14 protein-coding genes are annotated in these 17073 nt (G+C 75.0%); 9 read left to right on the top strand and 5 right to left on the bottom strand.

What is annotated here, in order from left to right; all coding sequences use genetic code 11:
• Positions 1-87: 87 nt before the first annotated feature.
• Both CCE02nite_RS08295 and CCE02nite_RS08290 read left to right on the top strand, forming a co-directional pair.
• Positions 88-801, top strand: a complete 714-nt coding sequence (locus CCE02nite_RS08295) for a cytidylyltransferase domain-containing protein (protein ID WP_255318724.1) — start codon at positions 88-90, stop codon at positions 799-801.
• Entirely contained in the window at positions 798-2279 is a 1482-nt protein-coding gene (locus tag CCE02nite_RS08290) for a bifunctional UDP-2,4-diacetamido-2,4,6-trideoxy-beta-L-altropyranose hydrolase/GNAT family N-acetyltransferase (protein WP_141389190.1), read from the top strand. Before CCE02nite_RS08295 ends, CCE02nite_RS08290 begins: the two co-directional genes overlap by 4 nt.
• A gap of 57 nt (positions 2280-2336) precedes the next feature.
• On the opposite strand, the gene pseI is transcribed toward CCE02nite_RS08290, so the two are convergent.
• Positions 2337-3401: a pseudaminic acid synthase gene (gene pseI / locus CCE02nite_RS08285; RefSeq protein ID WP_141389189.1), complete on the bottom strand. Its 1065-nt coding sequence runs from the start codon at positions 3399-3401 to the stop codon at positions 2337-2339.
• Positions 3402-3625: 224 nt separating this feature from the next.
• Here pseI and CCE02nite_RS08280 point away from each other — a divergent pair, with 224 nt between their 5' ends.
• Positions 3626-5632: a DUF6541 family protein gene (locus tag CCE02nite_RS08280; RefSeq protein ID WP_141389188.1), complete on the top strand. Its 2007-nt coding sequence runs from the start codon at positions 3626-3628 to the stop codon at positions 5630-5632.
• A gap of 61 nt (positions 5633-5693) precedes the next feature.
• Positions 5694-6881, top strand: coding sequence for a UDP-galactopyranose mutase (glf, locus tag CCE02nite_RS08275; RefSeq protein ID WP_141389187.1), 1188 nt, complete (start codon positions 5694-5696; stop codon positions 6879-6881).
• Positions 6882-6960: 79 nt separating this feature from the next.
• Here the strand turns inward: glf and CCE02nite_RS08270 are convergent, their stop codons facing one another.
• Positions 6961-7758, bottom strand: a complete 798-nt coding sequence (locus CCE02nite_RS08270; protein WP_141389186.1) for a TIGR03089 family protein — start codon at positions 7756-7758, stop codon at positions 6961-6963.
• Between the two features lie 179 nt (positions 7759-7937).
• Between CCE02nite_RS08270 and CCE02nite_RS08265 the strand changes: the two genes are divergently transcribed.
• The 3 genes from CCE02nite_RS08265 (at position 7938) to CCE02nite_RS08255 (ending at position 13535) form a co-directional block, all read left to right on the top strand.
• On the top strand, positions 7938-8267 hold the full coding sequence (locus CCE02nite_RS08265; RefSeq protein WP_082141085.1) for a WhiB family transcriptional regulator: 330 nt from the start codon (positions 7938-7940) through the stop codon (positions 8265-8267).
• A gap of 131 nt (positions 8268-8398) precedes the next feature.
• The gene (locus CCE02nite_RS21170; RefSeq protein WP_141389185.1) at positions 8399-11764 is read left to right on the top strand and encodes a glycosyltransferase; all 3366 of its coding nucleotides are present in this window, start codon (positions 8399-8401) and stop codon (positions 11762-11764) included.
• A 4-nt stretch (positions 11765-11768) separates the two neighbouring features.
• Positions 11769-13535: a DUF5719 family protein gene (locus CCE02nite_RS08255; RefSeq protein ID WP_141389184.1), complete on the top strand. Its 1767-nt coding sequence runs from the start codon at positions 11769-11771 to the stop codon at positions 13533-13535.
• 14 nt (positions 13536-13549) lie between these two features.
• On the opposite strand, the gene CCE02nite_RS21215 is transcribed toward CCE02nite_RS08255, so the two are convergent.
• Entirely contained in the window at positions 13550-14128 is a 579-nt protein-coding gene (locus CCE02nite_RS21215; protein WP_308463688.1) for a metallopeptidase family protein, read from the bottom strand.
• 111 nt (positions 14129-14239) lie between these two features.
• On the opposite strand from CCE02nite_RS21215, the gene CCE02nite_RS08245 reads away from it, so the two are divergent.
• Positions 14240-14593, top strand: coding sequence for a DUF3499 domain-containing protein (locus CCE02nite_RS08245; RefSeq protein ID WP_047232115.1), 354 nt, complete (start codon positions 14240-14242; stop codon positions 14591-14593).
• Positions 14594-14597: 4 nt separating this feature from the next.
• Here CCE02nite_RS08245 and CCE02nite_RS08240 read toward each other — a convergent pair whose 3' ends face one another.
• On the bottom strand, positions 14598-15215 hold the full coding sequence (locus CCE02nite_RS08240; protein WP_141389183.1) for a dTDP-4-dehydrorhamnose 3,5-epimerase family protein: 618 nt from the start codon (positions 15213-15215) through the stop codon (positions 14598-14600).
• 37 nt (positions 15216-15252) lie between these two features.
• Between CCE02nite_RS08240 and rfbD the strand changes: the two genes are divergently transcribed.
• Positions 15253-16158, top strand: a complete 906-nt coding sequence (gene rfbD, locus CCE02nite_RS08235; RefSeq protein WP_141389182.1) for a dTDP-4-dehydrorhamnose reductase — start codon at positions 15253-15255, stop codon at positions 16156-16158.
• Here the strand turns inward: rfbD and rfbA are convergent.
• Positions 16131-16994, bottom strand: coding sequence for a glucose-1-phosphate thymidylyltransferase RfbA (gene rfbA / locus CCE02nite_RS08230; protein WP_141389181.1), 864 nt, complete (start codon positions 16992-16994; stop codon positions 16131-16133). The genes rfbD and rfbA overlap by 28 nt on opposite strands.
• Positions 16995-17073: the final 79 nt, after the last annotated feature.

Below are 17073 nucleotides of genomic sequence, written 5' to 3'. Positions count from 1 at the left end.
GAGGATTCTCGCCGGACCGGCTTCGCCGCGGCCGAACGCATGGAGCATTATGGCACGGTGCATGAGACCCCTCTGAAGGTAGTCGCCGTGATCCAGGCCCGGACGGGGTCGTCCCGTCTGCCCGGCAAGGTCCTGCGGCCGCTCGCTGGTCGGCCCGTCCTCGCGTGGATGATCCGGGCGGCCTCGGCCGCCCGAGGCGTCGACGAGGTGGTGGTCGCCACCTCCACGGCGCCCGGGGACGACGCCGTCGCCGAGCTCGCCGGATCGTCGGGCGTCCGGGTGGTCCGCGGGAGCGAGGACGACGTGCTCTCGCGCTTCGTCCTGGCGCTCGAGGAGACGGGGGCCGACGCGATCGTCCGACTGACCGCCGACTGCCCGCTCGCCGACCCCGTGCTCGTCTCCCAGGTCGTCGCGCTGTGGCGGGCCGACCCGACGCTCGACTACGTGGCGACCACGCTCCAGCGCACGCTGCCGCGCGGTCTCGACGTCGAGCTGGCGTCCCGCGACGCCCTGCGAGCCGCGGACGCCGAGGCGCGCGACCACCACCGGGTCCACGTGACGTCCTACCTCTATGCCGCGGACCGCGAGTTCCGGCGGTTGGGGATCGTGGTGGCGCCGGCCGCGAACGACCTGCGCGTGACGCTCGACACTCCGGAGGACGCGGCAGCGATCGAGGCGGTCGTCGACCGGCTCGGCGACGCACCGCCCCGGTGGCAGGAGGTCGTCGACGTCCTGCGTGCGAACCCGGACGTCGTGGCGACGAACGCGTCGGTCCGGCAGAAGGCGCTGACGGACGGATGAGCCACGCGCTGCTGCGGTGCGACGCCACGCCCGAGGGCGGCGTCGGTCACCTGGTCCGCGCTCTCGCCGTGGCGCGCGCGGCCCGGCGCGCCGGGTGGAGCGTCTCGCTCGCGGGCGAGGTGAGCTCGCCGCTGGGGCACGACCTCGTGCGAGAGGCGGGGGTGGAGCGCGTCGACGTCCCCGCCGAGGGCCTGGCGGTCCTCGCCGCCGAGCAGGGGGCGGTCCTCGTCCACGTGGACGACTATGCGGTCGGACCGGGCGCGCGCGTCGATCTCGGCCGGGCCGGCGCCCTGCTGTCGTCGATGGAGGACGGGACCTTCGGTCGTCGACCGGCGGACGTCGTCGTGGACTCGACGCTCGGCGCGGAGGACTCGGCACGACCCGACGACGGTTCCGGCCGCGTCCTGCGCGGGATCGACTTCGCGCCGATGCGCGACGCGGTGCTGCGCGCGCGCGGACGGCGGGCGGACCGGGCCCCCCGCGACCCGGCCGAGCCGCTGCGCTGCCTGGTCGTGGCGGGCGGCACGGACGCGGTCGGCGCAGCCGCGGTCCTCGCCGGGGTCGCGCGAGCGACGCGGGGTGTCGGCGAGCTCGTCGTGGTCGCGCCCCACGGTCGATGGGCCGACGTGCGGGCAGCGGCGGGCGACGACGTCGACCTCCGTGAGCCGTTCCCCGGAGTCCTGGATCTCGCCGGAGACATGGACCTGGTCCTGAGCGCAGCGGGCACGACGGCGTGGGAGCTCGCGTGCGTCGGCGTCCCCACCGTCCTGGTCGCAGTCGTGGACAACCAGGTCCCGGGCTACGAGGCGGCCGTCGCGAGGGGGTTCGCGCTGGGACTCGGCACGCTCGCCGAGCTGCGCAAGGACGTCGCGGACGGGGCGGAGCGCCTCGAGCGCATGCTCGACGACCTCCGGAGCTTCGAGCGCCCCGACGGCGTCGACGGTGGTGGTGCCGCGAGGATCGTCGTCGCATGGGACGACGCCTTCCGGTCGCGCACCGAGGGACTCTCGCCGGGCGGGCTGGTCGCCAGGCGTGCCACGGGCGACGACGCGCTGGTGCTCCTGCGCTGGCGCAACGACCCCTCGGTGCGGGCGGTGTCCCGTTCCTCGGAACCCGTCCCGTGGCGCTCCCACCGGGAGTGGCTGGCCCAGGTGCTCGACGATCCGGGCCGTCGGCTCTACGTCGTCGAGCACGGCGACGTCCGGGTGGGGACCGTGCGATTCGACCGGCGGGAGGAGGGGGAGTGGGAGGTCTCCATCACCCTGTCCCCGGAGGCCCGGGGGCATGGGTTGGCGGGAGGGGTGCTCGCGGTGGCGGAGGACGTGTTCGCCGCCGAGGAGCCCGCCGCGACGCTCGTCGCCGCGATCCTGCCCGACAACGCGCCGTCGCAGCGCCTGTTCGTGCGGGCCGGCTACGCGCACGTCCCGGACCGCAGGGACGGTGACTTCGACGTGCTCGTCAAGGACCGGAGACGCTGAGAGCGGGCGTCGTCCGGCTGGACGGCGCCCGCTCTCGGCAGGGGTTGACGGGTCTGCTCAGACGAGGTCCCACGTGAGCGGCGTCCCGCGTACGACGTCCGTGCTGAACGTCCGGCCCAGGACCGTGTCGAGGTGCACCGGCTCGAGGCCGCCCGCCGGGCGGATGGACCGGACGTTCGCCGGAGTGACCTCGTCGCCGGCACGCACGTCCTCGACCACGAAGAGGGAGCGGCGCAGACGGCGGCTCTCTGCCTCGCCGGCCGTCGGGCCCACGTGGACGGAGCCGAGGGCGAGCCAGGCACGCTCCGTCTCCGCGGCGAGCGCAGCGAGCTCATGAGGCTCGAGCGAGAAGTCCGAGTCCACGCCGCCGTCGGCCCGGGAGAGCGTGACGTGCTTCTCGATGACGGCCGCGCCGAGCGCGACCGACGCGACAGCCACCCCGATCCCCATCGTGTGGTCGGACAGGCCCGCGACGACGTCGAACGTGTCGCGCAGGACGGGAATCGTGCGCAGGTTCGACTCGGCGGGCGACGCCGGGTAGGACGACGTGCAACCCAGCACGACGATCTGGTCGTTGCCCTCGCCGCGGATCGTGCGCACGGCGAGGTCGACGTCGGAGATGTTCGCCGCGCCGGTCGACAGGACGACCGGCTTGCCGGTCCGGGCCACGCGGCGCAGGAGGGGGATGTCACCGATCTCCAGCGAGGCGATCTTGTACAGGGGCGCGTCCAGGTCCTCGAGAAGGTCGACCGCCGTGTCGTCGAACGGGCTGGAGAACGGCACGAGGCCGTGCTCGCGCGCACGCTCGAAGATCGGTGCGTGCCACTCCCACGGGGTGTGCGCCTCCTCGTACAGCTGGTAGAGGTTCTTCCCACCCCACAGCTCGTGACCCTCGCTCACGCGGAACGACGGACCGTCCGCGTCGATCGTGATGGTGTCGGCGCGGTACGTCTGCAGCTTGACGGACTGGGCGCCGCTCTCGGCGATCATGTCGACGATGGCGAGGGCGCGCCCGAGGTCGCCGTTGTGGTTTCCCGACATCTCGGCGACGACGAACGGACGGTGCTCCTCCCCGATCTGGTGCTGGGCGACGGTGAGGCTCCGCGAAGGCGTGGTGGGCATGGGGCAGACTCTATCCGAGCGCCCGGGCCGTTCCGAGGGCTCTATCGCCAGCATGCGCTCGCACGGCACGACCCTCGAGGTGTTCACGCCGCGACCTCCGACGGACGCAACCCGTCCACCGGACGGCCACAGTCGGTTGGTACGCTGCGCGAGTTTGCCCGGAGCGAGCGGCTCGAGGGACCCCACCCGGACGGGTACACGTCCGGACGACTGCAGGAGGCGTTGTGCTCGAGTGGCTCCCGACGGCCTGGATCGGGCTCCTGGCGGTGCTGTTGCTGTGGCTCCCCGGACTCGCGGTCGGCTACGCAGGTGGGCTGAGGGGGCTCTTCGCCTGGGGCTCTGCTCCGCTCGTGTCGTCCGCTCTGATCGGAGCGTCGGCGATCGTGGCGGGAGCCGTCGGACTCTCCTGGTCCGTCCTCGTCGTGCTCGGTGCGACGGTCCTCGCCGTCGGGGTGGCGTGGGGCGTCCGCGCGGCCGCGGGAGGGTGGCGGTCCCCCCGCGTCGACCGGGGCCGTGCGGTCTGGCGCCAGGTGCTGGTCACGGTCGTCGTGAGCCTGGTGGTGGCGGGCGCCCTGCAGGCCCGTCGGCTCATGGCCGCGATCGGAGGGCCCGACCACTTCTCGCAGACGTTCGACGCCCCGTACCACCTCAACTCGGTCCGGCTCATCCTCGAGTCCGGCGACGCGTCGTCGCTCCACATGACGTTGACCGCCCCGGAAGCCACCACGTCCTTCTACCCGGCGCTCTGGCACGACCTCGTGTCGCTCCTGGTCCAGCTGTCCGGCGGGACCGACGTCGTGGCGCCGGCGAACTGGACCACGCTCGTCATCGCGTGCCTCGTCTGGCCGGCGTCGATGCTCGTGCTCGCGCGCGGACTCTTCGGGCCGCGCCCGGTCATGCTCGGGCTGACCGTCGCGGTCTCGTTCGCGATGACCCAGTTCCCGAACCAGCTCACGGGGTTCGGTGTCCTCTACCCCAATCTCCTGGCCTATGCGGTGCTCCCCGCGCTCCTCGGCCTCGCCTGGCTCGCGCTGTGGCGCGCGCGTGGACGCGCGCGACTCGCGCCGCTCGCGTTCGTGGGGGTCGGCGCGGTGGCCGTGGCGCTCGCGCAGCCCAACGGGCTCTTCACGCTGGGATACGTCGCCGTCCCGCTCCTGGCGCACTACGTCGCGCACGCGAGCGTGCGCGCCTGGCGGCTGCGCCGCAGCCTCCCCGGCGCGGTGGTGCCCGGCGTGGTGCTCGTCGTGCTCTGCGTGGTCGCGTACTGGGCCGCCGGCCAGGTCTCGCTCGTCGAGGAGTTCCGGACCCAGGTCTCCTGGCCCGCGCGCATGTCGACGGGCGAGGCCGTCAACGACGCGGTGACGCTCGCCGCCATGCACCCCTCGGGCGAGAGCAACATGCTCGTCGCCGGTCTCGTCCTCGTGGGTGTACTCGTCTCCGCCTTCGTCGCGCGCTGGCGGTGGCTCCCGATCGCCTACGTGGTGCTCGCGTGGCTGTTCGTCGTCGCGGCGAGCGCTGACGGCGAGACGCGTGCACTGCTGACGGGCTACTGGTACGGCGACGTGCAGCGCCTTGCCTCGCAGCTTCCGCTGCTCGCCGTGCCGCTGGCCACGATCGGGCTGACGGTCGTCGTCGCAGGCGTCGCCAGCCTGGTGCAGGGTTCGGCGGGCGTCGGCAAGGTCGCTCGAGCTGTCTTCTCGGTACCCGTGCTGGCGGTGCTCGCCGCTCTGGTGCTCGTGGTGGTCCTGCCGCGCACGACCCTCTTCAAGAACTCGTACGACTATGTCGCTCACCGCTACGAGCTCTCGCCGGAGTCGACGACGGGCACCCTCGTCGACGAGTCGGAGATGCGGATCCTCGACGAGGTCGACAGGATCGTCCCCGAGGACGCGGTCGTCGCCGGGCAGCCCTGGGACGGGAGCGTGCTCGTGTGGGCGCTCACGGACCGGGAGACGCTCTACCCGCACCTGCGCATGCCACTCGAGGGCGACCGGGCCGTCGTGGCCGACCGCCTCAACCAGGCCGGCGAGGACCCGGAGGTCTGCGAGGCCGTCACGCGGCTCGGGCTCGAGTACGTCCTCGACCTGGGCGGCGAGAACTTCTGGGGCGACGACGGCGCGCGGTACGCCGGGTTGGACGGCCTCGTCGCGGCGGGGGTCGCCGAGGAGGTTGCGCGCGTGGAGGACTCGCGGCTCCTGCGGATCACGGCGTGCGCGGGCACCGAGGGCTGACGACCGGGCACCGTGACCGGGATACGCTGTGCGGCGTTGAGACCGAGAGCTAGGAGTGTGTGTGGACGCGGATCTTGTCGTCGTGGGATCGGGCTTCTTCGGCCTGACCGTCGCTGAGCGGATCGCCGAGGAGTACGGCCGGAAGGTCCTCGTGATCGACCGCAGACCGCACATCGGCGGCAACGCGTTCAGCGAGGCCGAGAAGACGACGGGGATCGAGGTGCACCGGTACGGGGCGCACCTCTTCCACACGTCGAACGAGCGGGTGTGGGAGTACGTCAACCGGTTCACGGCGTTCACGAGCTACGTCCACCGCGTGTACACCACGCACCGGGGCGAGGTCTTCCCGATGCCCATCAACCTCGGGACGATCAACCAGTTCTTCCGCTCGGCGCACGGCCCCGAGGCCGCGCGCGAGCTCGTCAAGGAGCTGTCCGCCGAGCTCGGGGGCAAGAAGCCGGAGAACCTCGACGAGCAGGGGGTCTCGCTCATCGGGCGCCCGCTGTACGAGGCGTTCATCCGGGAGTACACGGCCAAGCAGTGGCAGACGGACCCGCGTGAGCTGCCGGCGTCGATCATCTCCCGCCTGCCCGTGCGCTACACGTACGACAACCGGTACTTCAACGACGCGCACGAGGGCCTGCCCGTCGACGGGTACACCGCGTGGCTCGAGCGGATGGCGGACCACCCGAACATCGAGGTGCGCCTCGGGGTCGACTTCTTCGACGAGTCGCAGCCGGTGAGCAAGGGCAACGTCGTGGGGAACGTCCCCGTCGTCTACACGGGTCCGGTCGACCGCTACTTCGACTACGCCGAGGGCGACCTGTCGTGGCGCACGCTCGACTTCGAGGAGGAGGTGCTCCCGGTCGGCGACTTCCAGGGGACCTCCGTGATGAACTACGCCGACGCGGACGTGCCGTACACGCGCATCCACGAGTTCCGGCACTTCCACCCGGAGCGGGACTACCCGACGGACAAGACCGTCATCATGCGGGAGTTCTCGCGGTTCGCCGAGCGCGCCGACGAGCCGTACTACCCCGTGAACACGGCGGCCGACCGTGAGCGACTGCTCAAGTACCGCGACCTCGCCGCGGGCGAGCGGGACGTGCTCTTCGGGGGGCGTCTGGGCACGTACAAGTACCTCGACATGCACATGGCGATCGGGGCCGCGCTCTCGATGGTCGACAACAAGCTCGCCCCGCACTTCGGTCGGGGCACCGCGATCGAGAGCGGCGGCGTCGACGCCTGATCGGCCATGCCGTCCGCGCGGTCGTCGCGCGACGCCCGCGTCCCGTGGCGCGCACCCGCAGGGGTGCGCGCCACCGGCGTCAGGAGACCGTGATCCGCTCGGTGGTGACCAGCCGTGCCAGCGCGCCCTGGTCCTCGGCCAGCGCCCGAGCGCGGTCGGGGGAGAGCTGCACGACGGACCCGTCGTCGGCCAGGACGGCGAGCACCGTACGGAGCGCCTCCTCGACGGTCGTTCCGCCCCGTGCCAGGACGCGTGCGCCTGCGGGCGCGCCCGCGGGGGACGGAGAGCCCGGGACGAGGTCGGCGTGCGAGACGACGGTTCCGGCGGCGCTCTCGATCGCGGCTCCCGCGCGGTCCGGCTCCGGAGCCCAGCCGACCTGGTCCCCGTACGTCATCACGGCGGAGGCGGCGTCGACGGCGCCGCCCGGGAGGTCGCCGTCGAAGCGCCGTGCCAGCGCGGGCAGGGTCACGGCCACGAGCTCGGCGCGTGTGCCGGCCCAGAGGTCGGGGCGGGTCGTCACGACGACGTCCGGTCGCGTGGCGCCCGCACCCGTCGTACCGTCGTCTCCGGCGGGCGTGAGCACGACCGTGGTCCCGACGCGCCATGCGGCGAACGCCCAGACGACCGTGCGCCAATGCACGGGAAGGTCGAGAACCACGCGTGTGCCGGGGCCGGCGTCGAATTCTTCGACGAGAAGGTTGGTCGTCTTGTTGACCCAGTTCTCGAGCACGGCGCCGGAGAGCTCGACGCGTTCGCCGTCGTCGCCGTACCACGTGAGCCGCGGCCGGCCGGGGTCCCGGGTGACGAGACGTAGCAGGTCAGAGACGTGCGCTGGGCGCTCGGCGCGGGGGGCGGGCGGATGGGGAGAAGTCACCATGGACACCACCCTAGAGTGCTGGTACCGGCTCCCGACATGTCGGAATTTCACCCCTCGCCTCCTCCTCGCTATCACATTTCGGCTTGACGCCTGAGGACGACACGCGTGTAATTTCTTCAATGCAGTTTCCGGCGGGGTTCTCGCCACGAGGCCCGGCGAACGGCATGAAGGGGCGCACGATGTGGAACATGCTGGACGGGACGGGAGGGGTCTTCCCCTCCGACGCTGAACGAGAGGTGGAGCGCGTGGCACCGGTGCTGCCGCTCTTCGGTGAGCCGGTCGACGACTCGCTCATGGGGTGGCAGGAGCGGGCGCTCTGCGCCCAGACGGACCCGGAGGCCTTCTTCCCGGAGAAGGGCGGGTCCACGCGCGAGGCCAAGAAGGTCTGCACGGGCTGCGAGGTCCGCGCGGAGTGCCTGGAGTACGCGCTCGAGAACGACGAGCGGTTCGGCATCTGGGGCGGTCTCTCGGAGCGAGAGCGCCGCAAGCTCAAGCGCCGCGTCGTCTGACGACGAGCGCACCGCGGGCGGGTCCTCGTACGGGGCGCCGAGCCGCGCCGTGACGGGGCCACGACACCCCGCCACACCGGGGCGCGCAAATGCCACGCCTGGAGCCGTGTCCGTCGCATGATCGACGGGACATGACTTCCTCCGACCTCACCACCTCCGCGCGCAGTGCACGCCCCGGCGCCCTCACGCCGGGGGCGGCCGCGCGTGCCGCCGCTGTGCCGGGCGTCGTCGCGGCACCCGAGATCGTCGCCGCCGTCACCGGGGCGCTGCCCGTCGTCACGACCGTCACGGCCGTGGTCGTCACGCGCGGGAGCACACCGTTCCTCGCGCACACGATGGCAGCGCTGCGCGCCCAGACGACGAGCCCGCACGCGGTTGTCGTCGTGGACGCCACGACCTCCGACGCGACGCGCGAGCACCAGGGCCTCCAGCTGGGGGACGCGCGGTTCGTCGCGGCCCCGCGGGCCCGCTCGTTCGGCGACGCCGTCGACGCCGCGCTCGCGCACGTCGAGCCGGGCACGTGGCTCTGGTTGCTCCACGACGACTCGGCGCCCGCGCCGGACGCGCTCGCCGAGCTCCTGCGCGCGGTCGAGCACTCGACCGCGGTCGCGGTGGCGGGGCCCAAGCAGGAGCGGTGGACGGTGGGCACGGGGACCGGTCCCGCCGCGCCGTTCGAGCCGGGCACGGCGAGCCGCCTCGTCGAGGTCGGCGTCACGACGACGCCGCTGGGGCGGCGCATGACGGGGATCGACGACGACGAGATCGACCAGGGCCAGCACGACGCGCGTGACGACGTGCTCGCCGTCGGGCTCGCGGGCGCGCTCGTGCGCCGCACGGTGTGGCAGGAGCTCGGCGGGACCGACCCCGAGTACGGGCCGTTCGGCGACGGCCTCGACCTGTGCCGCCGGGCACGCCTCGCCGGGCACCGCGTGATCGTCGTGCCGTCGGCGGTGGTGCGGCACGCGCAGGCGTCGCTCCTCGGGCTGCGGGACCGCCGGCGCGGCGCGACCACGCTCCCCGCACCCGACCCCGACTCGTCCTCGGCCGCGCGGCGACGCTCGCAGCTCCATGCGCGGCTCGTCGGGGTCGCGGCGCCGTGGCTGCCGTTCGTCGCGCTGGCGATGGTGCTGGGCGCGCCGTTCCACGCCGCGTACCGGCTGCTCGTCAAGCAGCCCGGCCACGCGCGGGACGAGCTGCTCGCCCCGCTGTGGGCGCTCGTCCGGGTCGGGCCCGTGTGGCGCGCGCGCCGCGCCGCCCGGCGCACCCGCAGGCTCCCGCGTCGCGCCCTGCGCCCGCTGCGCGGCACGTGGCGCGAGGTCCTCGCCGAGCGCCGTGACCGTCGTCTGGCCCGGGCGGAGCAGCGGCGCACGGCGTGGGCTCCCACCGACATCGAGCGGCGGGAGCTGCGCGCGCTCGCCCTGCGGCGGCGGGCGGGGCTCGCCGCCACGGTCGTGGCACTCGGGGCGTACACGGCCGTCGTGTTCGGCCCGCTCGCGGGGACGCTGCTCGCCGGCGGGCGCCTCGTCGGCGGCTCGCTGCTCCCCGCGACGGGCACGCTCGGCGACGTGTGGCGCGCCGCCACGACCGGGTGGGTGACGACGGGTCTCGGCGCGCCGGCGCCGGCCGACCCCTACGTGACGGCGCTCGTCCCCGCCTCCCTGCTCGCGGGCGGTGCGACGCAGACCGCGGTGAACCTGCTGGTGCCGGCGTGCTTCGTCACGGCGGGGTTGGGCGCCTGGTTCGCCGCGGGCGCCCTCGTCCGCTCGGTCCCGGCGCGTGCGTGGGCCACGCTCGTGTGGGTGGCCGCGCCGGCGCTGCTCTCCGCCGTCGGCGCGGGCCGCGTGGGTGCCGTGCTCGTGCACGCCACCTTGCCGTGGCTCGCGCTCGCGGTCGTCCGTGCGCTCGGGCTCCAGCGCGTCGACGCGGTCGCGCCGGCCGCGCCCGACGCCGCGCGTCCAGCCCCTCGGCGCGAGCCGGGGTCGCTCGCCGCGGCCGCGACGGCCGGCCTGCTCTTCGCCGTCGTCGTCGCCGGCTCGCCCGTGCTCCTCCCGGTCGGCGTCCTCGTGCTCGTGGTGGCCGCGGTCGGGGTGCCCGCGCACCGCCGGTACCTCGCGCTCGTGCCCGTCCCCGCCGTCGTGCTCTTCGCGCCGTTCCTCGTCCACGTGGCGAGGACCGCGGGCGAAGGCGGGTGGCGCCTCCTGCTCGCCGACCCCGGCGCGCCCGTCGCTGCCACGGCCGCGGCGCCGTGGCAGCAGCTCCTCGGCCTGCCGGTGACGCCGGACGCATGGTTCGGCCTCGACGGCTCGGGCGCCGTCGACCTGCTCGCGCGGTGGGCGCCGTTCGCGGCCGGGTTCGTGGTCGTGGCGCTCGCCGTCGTGGCCGTGCTCCGCGGCCGTCGCCTCGCCGTCGGCGCGTGGTTCGTCGCGGCGATCGGCCTCGCGACGGCGATCCTCGCCGGCTCGACCGTCGTCGCCGCCGGGACGACGCCGGACGCCCCGGTGACCGGCTGGCCCGGGGCGGGCATCTCGCTCGCGCTGCTCGCGCTTCTCGGTGCCGCGCTCGTCGGGGCGCCGCGGCTGCCCGACGGCGGCGCCCCGCCGTGGCGGTCGGGTGCCGTCGTCGCCCTCGGTCTCGTCGTGACGCTGCTCCCGCTGGGCGCCGCGGCGTCGTGGACCGCGGGCGTGCTCGACCGGGACGACGCGCGGGTCGGCGCGGTCCGCGCGACGACCCAGCCCGTCGTCCCGCCGGTCGGTCGACAGATGCAGTCCTCCCCGCGCCAGGCCCGGGTCCTCAGCCTCGAGCTCGCTCCGGGCAACGTGGTCGAGTACGCGGCCCTGCGCTCGGACGGGCCGCAGGCCGTGGACTCCTCGGTCGTCGTGGAGGCGTGGCGCGCCGCAGACCCTGGCGCGACGGAGGGCGAGCTGCCCCGGCTCGTCGCCGACCTCGTCTCCGGGACGTCCGCTGACGTGGCCGACGGCCTCGGGCGCCTCGGCGTGGGCGCGGTGCTCCTGCCGGCGTCGGCCGAGCAGGACCAGGCGCGCGCGGAGCTCGTGGCGCGCCTCGACACGGTGCCCGGGCTCGAGCGCATGACGGAGGGCCAGGCGGGACTGGTGTGGCGCGTGGCGCCCGAGGGGGTCGACCCCTCCTGGGCGCGGGTCGAGTCGGCCGCGGGGACGCAGCCGCTCGACGCCGATCGTGAGGCGCTCCGACCGGTCGACACGGCCGTGCCGGCGGGGTCCGAGGACCGTGTCGTCGTGCTCGCGGAGGAAGCCTCCTCCGGGTGGCGGGCGACGCTCGACGGCCGCCCCCTGGAGGTCGTCGACCCGTCGACCACCGGCGGGCTCCAGGCGTTCGCCCTCGGTGCCGCCGACGGGCACCTCGAGGTGTTCCACGCGGCGGACCACCGGTCGGGCTGGATGACGGTGGCAGGGGTGACCCTGCTCGTGTACGTGCTGCTCGCGGTGCCGGTACGGCGCCGGCGGGCGGGGACGAGGTAGCGCGGTGACGACGCAGAACGAGACGGGTCAGGGCGAGTCGGCCCCCGACGAGGCGGGTGCCGGGACGTCCCGCGGCAGGCGGCGCGGGGTGGTGCGACGCGTCACGACGACCGGCGCCGGCCTGGTCGGGATGCTCGCGGCGGGCGCCGTGGCCGCGTTCGGGAGCACGGGCGCGACGCTCGTCCCCGCCGCGCCAGCCCCGCTCGACGCGGTCGAGCAGGTCGCCGTCGAGCCGGGCCCGGAGGTCACGGTCTGCCCGGGCCCTGCGCGGCTCACCGACCCGGAGACGGTCGGCGACGCGCAGTTCGGCCCCGCACCGGTGGGCACCGAGAGCAGCCTGCGCGCCGTCGTGGAGGGCGACGGGTCGGCCGACCTCGGCGCGTTCGACGGCACGACCGCGCGCGCCGACGCCCGGACGCTCGAGCGCGCCCCCGACGCGGACGCGACGGTGAGCACCGTCGAGGACCCCGCCACGGGCACCGTCCTGACCGTCCGCCCGGGCGAGGGTGCCGAGCCGCGGGTCGCGGCGTCGGTGGGATCCGTGACGACCGCCGGCGACCTGCGCGGCCTCGCCGCGGCGAGCTGCTCACGGCCCGGCATCAGCCAGTGGCTCGTGGGCGGGAGCACCCAGATCGGCAGCAGCACCCAGCTCGTGCTCCAGAACCCGGGGCTCACGCCGGCGGTCGTGCAGGTGGACGTCTGGGGCCAGGGCGGCGCGGCGGTGCTCTCCGGGGGCGGGCAGCAGCTCGTGGGCCCGGGCGAGGAGGTCGTGACGCTCGTCGAGGCCGCCGCCCCCGAGCAGCGGCGCCTCGTCGTGCACGTCTCGGCGACGGGCGGGCTCCTCTCCGCGTACCTGCAGCACTCCACGCTCGACGGGCTGGTCCCGCTCGGCGTCGACCACGTCGTGCCGGGCGCGGAGCCGGCGCACGACCTGGCCCTCGCCGGGGTCGCGAGCGTCGGCGAGGCGGTCGACGACCCGCACGCCCCTCAGCTGCGCCTCCTCGCACCGGGCGACGCACCCGGGACCGCGCGCGTGACCGTCTACGGCGCGGACGGGCCCGTGCCGCTGCGCGGCGTGGAGGACGTCGCCCTCACGCCGGGGGTCGTCACCGACGTCTCGCTCGGCGGTCTCCCCGCAGGGTCGTACGCCGTGGCCGTGCACGCGGACGTCCCCGTCGTCGCGGGGGCGTCGGTCGACCGGCGCGGCGAGCCGGACCCCGACCTGCTGCACGAGGAGCGTCAGTACGACCGGGCGTGGATCGCGGCCCGCGCGCTGACGCCCGCCACGAGCGCCCCCGCGAGCGGGGACGCCCCGGTCGACGAGGACGGCGGGCGCGCCGGTCAGGTCGCGCTCGTCCCCGGGACGACGTCGGCGCTGACGCTCGCGGCGGTCCCGACGACGGACGCGGCGGAGGACGGCGACGACGCGGTCGGACGCCTCGAGCTCCGGGTCCGCGCCTACGACGAGGACGGCGCCGAGGCCGGGACGACGACCGTGACGCTCGCCGCCGGCACGGCCCAGACCCTTGACCCGTCCACGCTGCGGGCCGAGGGCTCGGAGGCGGTGGTCGCGGCCGTGACGGTCGACGTCGTCGGTGCGCGCGAGGACCTGGACCCGGTCTGGTCGGTCATGGCGAGCGCGGGTCCGCCGAGCGGCGACGACGGCGACGAGACACCGAGCCTGCTCTCGGTCCTGCTGCCCGTCGTCGACGCGCCCGCGCCCGGCGAGGTCGCGGTCCGCGCGTCGGACACCGCGGGGCTGGGGTACTAGGGAACGGCGCCGGCTCAGCGGTCGCCGGTGTACCGGGGGTCGATCTCCTCCGGGGTCCGCGCGAGCAGGTGCGCGACCTGCTCGACGAGCACGTCGCGGACGAGGTCCTCCAGGTCCTCGGCGTCGAACGCGCGCGCTTCGACCGGGCGCCGGTAGACGACGATGCGTGCGGGTTGTCCCGACTCCGCGGGGAAGCACCGGCCGAGCGGCACACCGCCGTCCTCCCAGGGCGCCGGGTCGGAGGGTGGGACGTCCTCGACCGCGAACTCCGTCCCGCGCAGCTGCTTGGCCCACGAGCGCTCGACCCGCTCGACGACGTCGACGACGACGTCGTCGAACTTCTCCGCCCGCGTGCGGCTCGCGGGTGCGGTGGGCGGCAGGAGCGGTCCGCGGATCCCGCGACCGCGGCGGTCGCGGCGCCGCGGCACCGGGCCCTGGCCGCCCGGGCCGGGCGCACGGGGAGGGATGACGAGCTCGTCGAACGAGACCGGGGGCGGGGTGGCGGCGCCGCGCCGCGACCAGCGGTCGCGGGCTCGGCGCCCTGCGCCCGCGGGCTCTGGTCGCGAGCCGGGGGAGGGAGAGTTGCCACGCACACGACGACTGTAGCCCGCCGACGCCCGGCGCAGCGTGCCACCTGCGGCGGCGCGCGGTCCGGACGGCGTGTGCCGGCCCCACGACACGCTCGGAGGGCGTAAGGTCAGCGCGTGAGATCCGTCAGGCAGTGCTCGCGCACGGCGTGCGTCCGTGCCGCCGTCGCGACCCTCACCTACGTCTACGCCGACTCCACGGCGGTCCTGGGCCCGCTCGCGCACCTCGCCGAGCCGCACAGCTACGACCTGTGCGCCGAGCACGCGGAGCGCCTCACCGCGCCGCGCGGCTGGGAGGTCGTGCGGCTCTCGCCGCAGTTCGTCGAGACCGGCCCGAGCGACGACGACCTGTCGGCGCTCGCGGACGCGGTGCGCGAGGCGGGCAAGGTCCGGACGGAGCCCGAACCGCCGGACGTCACCGAGGTCGGACGGCGCGGCCACCTGCGCGTGCTGCGCGCCGAGGGCGACTGACCCGTCAGGCCCTGAGCGTGCGCACGAACGCGTCGACCTCGTCGGCGCGGGGGAGCGCACCGGCCTCGAGCGCGGCCCGCAGCGACGGGGCCGCGGCGTCCTTCGCGGAGAACGACGGGACGAGCACCTGACCGTGCGGCCCGGTCGTCGGCCAGTCGATCGCCAGGTCCGGGTCGGTCGGGTCCACGCCGTGCTCACGCTCGGGCGCGTAGCCGCTCGAGCACAGGTAGACGACGGTCGACCCGTCCTCGAGCGCCATGAACGCGTGCCCCACGCCCTCCGGGAGGAAGACGGCGCGGCGCTCGTGCGCGTCGAGGGTCACCGCGTCCCAGCGTCCGAACGTGGGGGAACCGACCCGCAGGTCGACGACGACGTCGAGGACGGACCCCGCGACGCACGTCACGTACTTCGCCTGACCGGGCGGGACGTCGGCGTAGTGCACGCCGCGGACCACTCCGGCGGCCGACACCGACGCGTTCGCCTGCGCCAGGTCGAGGTCGCGTCCGGTCGCCTCGCGCAGGGCCGAGGCCGTGAACCACTCGAGGAAGACGCCGCGCTCGTCGGCGTGCTGGCGCGGCGTGAGCTCCCACGCGCCGGGGACGGTCAGCTCACGGGCGTTCATGCTGCTCCTCGATAGGGTGCGTGCGGAGGTGGTCGCGGTGCGATGGACGGTCACGGGTGCCGGCGGGATGCTCGGCACGGACCTCGTCGCCCTGCTGCGCTCCCGCGGGGAGGAGGTCCGAGCGCTCGACCGTGCGGGCCTCGACGTCACGGACGCCGCGGCGGTCGACGCCGCGGTGCGCGGGGCGGACGTCGTCGTGAACGCGGCCGCGTACACGGCCGTCGACGCGGCGGAGGGGGACGAGCCCGGGGCGTTCGCCGTCAACGCGGTCGGCGCGCAGCACGTGGCACGGGCCGCCGCGGCCCGCGGCGCCCGGCTGGTCCACGTGTCGACGGACTACGTCTTCGACGGCGTCGCGCCCGCCGGGCCCGGGTCGCCGTACGCGGAGGACGCCCCGCTCGCACCACGCTCGGCGTACGGGCGCTCCAAGGCTGCGGGCGAGTGGGCGGTGCGGTCCGAGCACCCCGGTGCGCTGGTCGTCCGCACGGCCTGGCTCTACGGCGCTCACGGCACGTGCTTCCCCCGCACGATCGCCCGTCTCGCACGCGAACGCGGGTCGGTCGACGTCGTCGACGACCAGGTCGGTCAGCCGACGTGGACCGTGGACCTCGCCGACCTCGTGGTGCGCCTCGTCGGCGCCGGAGCACCCGGCGGTGCCTACCACGGGACGGCCCAGGGCCAGGCGTCCTGGTGGGAGCTCGCCCGGGAGGTGGTCGCGACCGTGGGGATCGACCCGGAGAGCGTCCGGCCGACGTCGAGCGCGGCCTTCGCCCGTCCCGCGCCCCGCCCCGCGTGGTCCGTGCTGGGGCACGACGCGCTGCGTCGCCACGGGGTGGAGCCGGTCGGGGACTGGCGCGAGCGGTGGCGTGCCGCCGCCCCGCTGGTGCTCGCCGGCCTCGAGGACGGTCCGGGGCCTCACGTGTCGAGCAGCGACAGCAGGTAGGTGCCGTAGCGCGACGGCGCGAGCGCGGTCGCGCGCTCGCGGAGCTCCTCGTCCGTGAGGAACCCGCGTCGCCAGGCGACCTCCTCCGGCGCCCCGATCTTCAGCCCCTGGCGGTTCTCGATCGTGCGGACGAAGTCGCTCGCGTCGAGCAGCGAGTCGACCGTCCCGGTGTCGAGCCAGGCCGTCCCGCGCGGCAGGACCTCGACCTGGAGCCGCCCCTCGCGCAGGTAGTGCAGGTTGACGTCGGTGATCTCGTACTCGCCGCGCGCCGACGGCCGGAGCGAGCGCGCGACGTCGACCACGTCCGCCGAGTAGAAGTAGAGGCCGGGGACCGCGTAGCTGCTCCGGGGCCGGGCCGGCTTCTCCTCGATGCTCAGCGCGCGCCCGGACTCGTCGAACTCGACCACGCCGTACGCCGTCGGGTCGGCGACGCGGTAGGCGAAGACGGCGCCGCCGTCGATCCCCGCGAAGCGTTGGAGCCGGTCGCCGAGACCCGGCCCGTAGAAGATGTTGTCGCCGAGGACGAGCGCCGCCGAGTCGCCGTCGAGGAAGTCGGCCCCGAGCACGAAGGCCTGGGCGAGGCCGTTCGGCTCGGCCTGCACGGCGTAGGAGATCGAGACGCCGAGCTGCGACCCGTCCCCCAGCAGCCGGTGGAACGCCGCCGCGTCGTGCGGCGTCGTGATGACCAGCACGTCACGGACCCCGGCGAGCAGGAGCGTCGAGAGCGGGTAGTAGACCATCGGCTTGTCGTAGACGGGCAGCAGCTGCTTGCTCACCCCGAGCGTGATCGGGTGCAGACGCGTGCCCGCGCCACCTGCCAGGACGATCCCCTTCATCCCGGCAGGCTCTCACGAGCAGGAGGGCCGGGGGAGGGTGAAATGCCGTGCACCGCGCCGGTTCCCGCCGCCCCGTCGC

The sequence above is a fragment of the Cellulosimicrobium cellulans genome, assembly GCF_006539945.1.
In the GTDB taxonomy this organism is placed as follows: Bacteria; Actinomycetota; Actinomycetes; order Actinomycetales; family Cellulomonadaceae; genus Cellulosimicrobium; species Cellulosimicrobium cellulans.
This window is presented reverse-complemented; position numbering and strand designations above follow the sequence as displayed.